Raw genomic sequence first — 6,506 nt, 5'->3', positions numbered from 1 at the left:
ACTACATCGAGCTGTTCTACAATCCCCGTCGGCGGCACTCGACCTTGGGCTACCTGAGTCCGATGGAGTACGAGAGGCAAGCTAATTTAGCTTAGGCGGGTGTACGCAGAACCTGGGGCAGGCCAAACTTTCTGTGAGCATGATTGATGCGGTGCATGAGTTCCGGCCAGAGCGCATATCCCGATGATGTAAACTTGCGCATGCGGGCTTCGAGGCCTGCGCGCAGTTCCGGCCAGAGCGCATATCCCGATGATGTAAACTCTCCTCCTCTCTCCCTGCGCCATCCACTGGTTCCGGCCAGAGCGCATATCCCGATGATGTAAACTCGGTGCAGCCGGCAGCGGCCAGCATGGCGGGTTCCGGCCAGAGCGCATATCCCGATGATGTAAACTCTTGCGGATGCGGTTGGCCGTTTCCTCAGCGTTCCGGCCAGAGCGCATATCCCGATGATGTAAACTCATTGAAAAAGCCACAGGCGTATCCCGCCAGTTCCGGCCAGAGCGCATATCCCGATGATGTAAACTCGGTGCACCCGTCTATTACCATGGGCCAGCTGTTCCGGCCAGAGCGCATATCCCGATGATGTAAACTGTCGGCGGTTGTGGCGCTCATGATAGCGGTGTTCCGGCCAGAGCGCATATCCCGATGATGTAAACTCACACTCATCCTCGCTCTCCTGCTACTGCTGTTCCGGCCAGAGCGCATATCCCGATGATGTAAACTGCGCGCGGCACAGATGGGCACCACGCCCGAGTTCCGGCCAGAGCGCATATCCCGATGATGTAAACTGAACGCCTGCTCGCCGACCAGGCCGCCTTTGTTCCGGCCAGAGCGCATATCCCGATGATGTAAACTCGACGATTATGCCCCCTGTGTAGTACCCGTGTTCCGGCCAGAGCGCATATCCCGATGATGTAAACTTCTGGAATACTTTTTAATCACGAATCACCAGTTCCGGCCAGAGCGCATATCCCGATGATGTAAACTGACCACGTCGATGTATATCCAGTCGACGTTGTTCCGGCCAGAGCGCATATCCCGATGATGTAAACTAAATGCCCGCGTGGCAACTCTGCATCCGGGGTTCCGGCCAGAGCGCATATCCCGATGATGTAAACTCGGCCGCGCCTGCGTCGGCATCACCAGTACGTTCCGGCCAGAGCGCATATCCCGATGATGTAAACTGCCAGGCCCCCCGCTTAAGCGGTGCGGGAGGTTCCGGCCAGAGCGCATATCCCGATGATGTAAACTACATCCGGTGTACGGGTGGATTCCATTCACGTTCCGGCCAGAGCGCATATCCCGATGATGTAAACTCGGCCACGTTGAGGGCCGCCATCACGGCGTGTTCCGGCCAGAGCGCATATCCCGATGATGTAAACTAACATGCCGGCCATCGAGGCGGCCGGCTACGTTCCGGCCAGAGCGCATATCCCGATGATGTAAACTCCAGTAACTGGCGAGCCGCTAAATGATGACGTTCCGGCCAGAGCGCATATCCCGATGATGTAAACTTCACGGTGGCGTCGAGAAGCGCGCCGCGCACGTTCCGGCCAGAGCGCATATCCCGATGATGTAAACTGAAGTGACAGGCCGTCAGCCATTCGGCGCGGTTCCGGCCAGAGCGCATATCCCGATGATGTAAACTGTGTGACCGCAAGCTGTGGCTATCTTTTCGCGTTCCGGCCAGAGCGCATATCCCGATGATGTAAACTCGAAGGGTACGTTTTTATCGCTGACGCTGAGTTCCGGCCAGAGCGCATATCCCGATGATGTAAACTGAGGTCCTACGCCAGTGCATGGAGTCGGTCGTTCCGGCCAGAGCGCATATCCCGATGATGTAAACTGCCAGAGCGCCCCGTACTGCCACGGATCTAGTTCCGGCCAGAGCGCATATCCCGATGATGTAAACTCTGATGGTGCGATTCGCGCCGGCGCCTGGATGTTCCGGCCAGAGCGCATATCCCGATGATGTAAACTCTTGCGGTCCATCTCGGCCAGATCGGCATTGTTCCGGCCAGAGCGCATATCCCGATGATGTAAACTGACCATGGTTTGCGTCGTCGAATAGGTGAAGTTCCGGCCAGAGCGCATATCCCGATGATGTAAACTCCCGAAGTCAAACCACCGCGACTTGCCGCCGTTCCGGCCAGAGCGCATATCCCGATGATGTAAACTCTCGGCCGCTACTTCCTCGGCCGCGCGCAGGTTCCGGCCAGAGCGCATATCCCGATGATGTAAACTCGCCATGGCTGAGGGGTTCTACACAGAACTGTTCCGGCCAGAGCGCATATCCCGATGATGTAAACTCCGAGGTAGAGGTCGTCCGCCAAATGCCATAGTTCCGGCCAGAGCGCATATCCCGATGATGTAAACTCGCGGCTGCATATATTGATATGCAGCGGGAGTTCCGGCCAGAGCGCATATCCCGATGATGTAAACTGGCTGCGCACTCCTTGGCTATCTGTTCAAGGTTCCGGCCAGAGCGCATATCCCGATGATGTAAACTGCTATCTGGCGGCCTCTGATGGTTCCCGCAGTTCCGGCCAGAGCGCATATCCCGATGATGTAAACTGAGGATGCCGCAAACAACGCGACAACTAACGTTCCGGCCAGAGCGCATATCCCGATGATGTAAACTCTGGCCGTCCTCGCGCAAGGTGGCGTTCATGTTCCGGCCAGAGCGCATATCCCGATGATGTAAACTCCTGGAGGCAATGAATCAGGCGCAAATCAAGTTCCGGCCAGAGCGCATATCCCGATGATGTAAACTCGTCATCACCGAGCAGGCGCGGATCGCTGAGTTCCGGCCAGAGCGCATATCCCGATGATGTAAACTACAATGCGGGCACTTAGTTTTTCGTTCAGGGTTCCGGCCAGAGCGCATATCCCGATGATGTAAACTAGATGCCACGTAACCCACTGAATTTCCGGTGGGTTACGTGTTTTTTGCACAAGAAAAATAGTCGCATTTTTTAGAACAAATCGAATTGGTCGGGTGATTTTTTGGCAGCCTGCTTGGCTTTCCCGAAGTAGGAAACAATACGTTCGTACTGTTTATCAGTAAAAGTCAGGATATTCACCCTTCCCCCTTCTGGCAAGGCGCTTTCTACCCGTTTGCAGTAGGTATCTATTTGGGCCTGGCTGGTACAGAACCGCATGTAGACCGAGAATTGTGCCATCTCGAAACCCATGTCCAACAATGCGTTACGGAAGTTGGTGGCCGCCTTGCGCTCTGCCTTTTCGACCACTGGCAGATCAAACATGACTGCGATCCACATCAGCCGATACCCGCTAAGCATCGTAGATCAATCATCCGCCAGTGTCATGGCTAGGGCCAGTGGTAACCCTGGGAGGGGCAAGTCCAGCTTTTCGCGCTCCCCCATATAGACCTGGGCCAGCGACACAGCGAGTCTTTGCATGCAAACCATGGCTGGCGTCGCACCTGAACTGGTTTGCATGTCGTCATAAAGCGAGCGCACCAAGGCACGCTTCGTGTCTGGCGCAACCTCTGATTCCCCCCTACGCTGCAACTGCCAGACAAGCAGATCAACCAAAGGACGGAACGGTTCCATGAGATCGTCAACCAGACGCATAGGATTCCCCTCGTTGCAGTGATGCAACCCGAGCGTCGGATGCAACCCGGCAGCCACAACGGCACGCGCAGTTGCCGCTCGAAATACGGTATAGCCATAGTTGAGCATGCCGTTCACACCGCCCCCGTTCTGGTCTCGACGAAAGCCTTCACCAAACAGCAAGCCCCAGTAACGGCGGGCGCCCTGGGCCTCAAGATTGTCGGGGTCGCCCGAGCGGACCTTGCCTACCAATGCCGCCAAGGGAGCAACTGGCGCGCCAGCCGCTTCAAGGGCCGCTGCTTGCTGCTGTAATTTCGAGCGCACTATGTCCGCCCACAAGCGCTTTTGCATCGGCCTACCGGCAGCCAGTTGCGCATCGAATCGTTTGGCCTGCTGAAAGTTGCCGTCCACCGGCCACACCATGCCCACCGCATTGTGGTTGGCCCCACAGACCACGAAGGGAGCCCCCCTTTCCGCCAAAGCTACCAGTAAGTTATTGGAATAACTCAGACCATGAGCATTGGCAATCACCGCGGCGATATCATCCAGCGGCACTTGTCCCAGCTCCCGGCGCTCGCCCTCCGTATCCTGCACCACCATAAAACCGCGCGAGACAAACAAGTGCCTTCTATCATCGGCCACTTCAACAATGCGGCCGATCATGCCGTCATCTCACAAAACCGGGAACGCGCAGATCACCTATTTCCGAGACAACAACTCGACGACCATGTGCTTTTTGTAATGAACCAGCCATTTTAGAGATGTATACAAAGACGTCATCCTTACTGAGGTTACGTTCGCTAACATTGGCCTCGTTGTGATCTGCAAAGAAAATCTGACCGTTACCACTAACCTTCACCACACGCATAATCCTTGTGACACCATCAATGTCCAGCTTTACAAGATCATCAATCATTAAACGCATCACCAACGGCTTTCCGGAGAGAGCAACCGTCGGGTTTCTGAGCTTACGATAGCCATCAACCTCACCGAACTCCCGGATCACCTGATACGCCTGAAAGGTCGATATCACATCGCCATTCCACTTGCCCTTGTCATCACACCATATTTCTATACAGTCGTTGCTTCCCCCCACGTACCCCTTGTATGGCTTCGGCTGTCCTTGCTCGTCCAACCCATGTCGTTCAAGGTCGCGAGTGCTATTGATCATCACAAGGTTCTTATGCTTGGTCTCCTGCTCACGAGGCCCGCCACCTTCCGGGCGTACTCGGCGGGTAACCTGACCATCAGCTCGCAAACTCCAGGCTGTTTCTTCATGCATCGCACCTTGATAGCCGTGGTCGGGCTTATGGCTAACGATAATGCTATTTACAGCTCGCTCCACATGTTCACGGTAGCCTGGCCATGGCAAGGGCATTTCGTCCACCAATCGATCCAGTTGCATCGCCCTTGCGCTGGCACTGGCCTTGGCAAAACGCTGGAGCAAACCCTGGTCCGTAATACCGACAACCGCGGCATCAATCGCGTGATGCCGATGATCATTGCGGTTTTTTAGTTCGGAGCCGGAAAGCAGGTTATTCAGGCCGAACTTTCCGCGTAATAACGCCGTCATGCGCCCGGGGATCGCGCGAACCCTGTTTGGCGGACAGACCAGGGACAGATACTCCTTGGCGATACGTGAGAAATACGCGGTATCATTGAGGGCTCGTGCGAGGAAGTCTTTATCATCTTTCAGCCATTGCTCGTATCCGTCAGGGGAAAATCGCTTGGCCTTGGCCTTGGGCATGAACGCGGCGCGTTCGAGCATCGCCGCATAGTCATACCCAAGCACCGCCTGTGCTCCAAATGCTGCGAATGGCGTTTGGTTTCCTTTGTCCCGATTGGCGCGCCGCATGGCGACCGTCTTGTTATTGAGACTATCATCCAGCGTCATGGAATACGGCAGAATATGTTCGATCTCGACCTCATCGGACAACAGCCTAGTGATGCTGATTTGCTCACCGGTATAGGGACAGCGTCGATCAGATGCATCCTTTGGATTTAGCTCCACCCACAACTGCATCCTTTGCGACAGGTCACGGCGTTTCGCTTTGTCAAGATTTGTAGGCGTCAGCCCCAGCGCCCTACATGCCTCGGCAACCTGCGCTTCATTCAGATCCTGCCGGATTTTTTGCTCCTTCTGGATTTCAAGCTTCTTTTCCCGGCTAATTTTCAGATCGCGCGCCACCTCCACAATGATCTCGCTGGGATGGCCGTAGCGTCGAATGAGGGCATTCACCACCTTGCGCAGCTCATTTAGCCCGATATGAACCGTGGGATTGGCGATTTTTCCATAACGCTTCTCGGGCGAATCACTCGGGTTTCCCGTACCAAACCCCACATGACGCTGCAATGGCTCACCATAGTAAGGAAGCGCATCCATAATCTCCCCAGTCTGCTGTGCATGCGACAGGGCGCTGTGACTATCAAACCCTGCGCGAGTTACTGCTTCGGAATACACCACAACATCCTTGACCAGCTCCGGCAGGATACGAGCCAATGCGGCACGACTGAGACTTCCGTATCCTTCCGGCAGACTGGCATTGGCAACCCGCTCGGCAACAGCCTCGTCGATCCCGGCTGTCTGTTGCAGCCAATCCACCAAAACTGATTCGCTCGCTTCGCTCAACAGTTTATCGACGATTTCGTCTTGTAGCACGGGGGTAAAGGTGTGCCACTGCTCGCCAAAGAGAGCAGGCTTGGAGAGTATGGCGTTAGTGACATTACCCTTGAGTCTGTCACGCTTGATGTCTTCAAGGTTAAACCGTGTCGTCCCCGGAAGCTTCAAAGCCTTTCTTATTTTTATGGCTCTTCCCCGGATCGAGTGGGTAGCTTAGCCTGTTGAACCATGAGAGACATAGACCTGTACGCCCAGATTCTTGGATTGCGGTCGCCGTGGAAGGTGGCCGATGTGCAATTGTTGCGTGATGC

Annotated in this window: 4 protein-coding genes and 1 CRISPR repeat array; of the genes, 1 reads left to right on the top strand and 3 read right to left on the bottom strand. The window is 55.3% G+C overall.

Going from position 1 to position 6,506, the window contains the following annotated elements; all coding sequences use genetic code 11:
- On the top strand, positions 1–95 hold a 95-nt coding region (locus ACMV8A_RS15375), incomplete at its 5' end, for an IS3 family transposase (RefSeq protein ID WP_495326754.1).
- Between the two features lie 64 nt (positions 96–159).
- A CRISPR array of direct repeats spans positions 160–2,905; the repeat unit is 36 nt; unit sequence GTTCCGGCCAGAGCGCATATCCCGATGATGTAAACT.
- A 70-nt stretch (positions 2,906–2,975) separates the two neighbouring features.
- Here the strand turns inward: ACMV8A_RS15375 and cas2 are convergent.
- Genes cas2 through cas9 form a run of 3 tightly spaced genes read right to left on the bottom strand, consistent with a single transcriptional unit; the run spans position 2,976 to position 6,375 of the window.
- Positions 2,976–3,302: a CRISPR-associated endonuclease Cas2 gene (gene cas2 / locus ACMV8A_RS15370; RefSeq protein ID WP_495326763.1), complete on the bottom strand. Its 327-nt coding sequence runs from the start codon at positions 3,300–3,302 to the stop codon at positions 2,976–2,978.
- Between the two features lie 6 nt (positions 3,303–3,308).
- The gene (gene cas1 / locus ACMV8A_RS15365; RefSeq protein ID WP_495326762.1) at positions 3,309–4,238 is read right to left on the bottom strand and encodes a type II CRISPR-associated endonuclease Cas1; all 930 of its coding nucleotides are present in this window, start codon (positions 4,236–4,238) and stop codon (positions 3,309–3,311) included.
- Positions 4,239–4,242: 4 nt separating this feature from the next.
- The gene (gene cas9 / locus ACMV8A_RS15360; RefSeq protein WP_495326764.1) at positions 4,243–6,375 is read right to left on the bottom strand and encodes a type II CRISPR RNA-guided endonuclease Cas9; all 2,133 of its coding nucleotides are present in this window, start codon (positions 6,373–6,375) and stop codon (positions 4,243–4,245) included.
- Between the last annotated feature and the right edge of the window lie 131 nt (positions 6,376–6,506).

It is taken from the genome of Sulfurivermis sp. (assembly GCF_059410345.1).
The sequence above is the reverse complement of the archived record's forward strand: the minus strand, read 5'-3'. Positions and strand labels throughout refer to the sequence as shown.

What these genes read in the sequence shown, in the direction of transcription:
- cas2 (WP_495326763.1), bottom strand. Translation starts at nt 3,302, where the DNA reads ATGCTTAGCGGGTATCGGCTGATGTGGATCGCAGTCATGTTTGATCTG.
- cas1 (WP_495326762.1), bottom strand. Translation starts at nt 4,238, where the DNA reads ATGATCGGCCGCATTGTTGAAGTGGCCGATGATAGAAGGCACTTGTTT.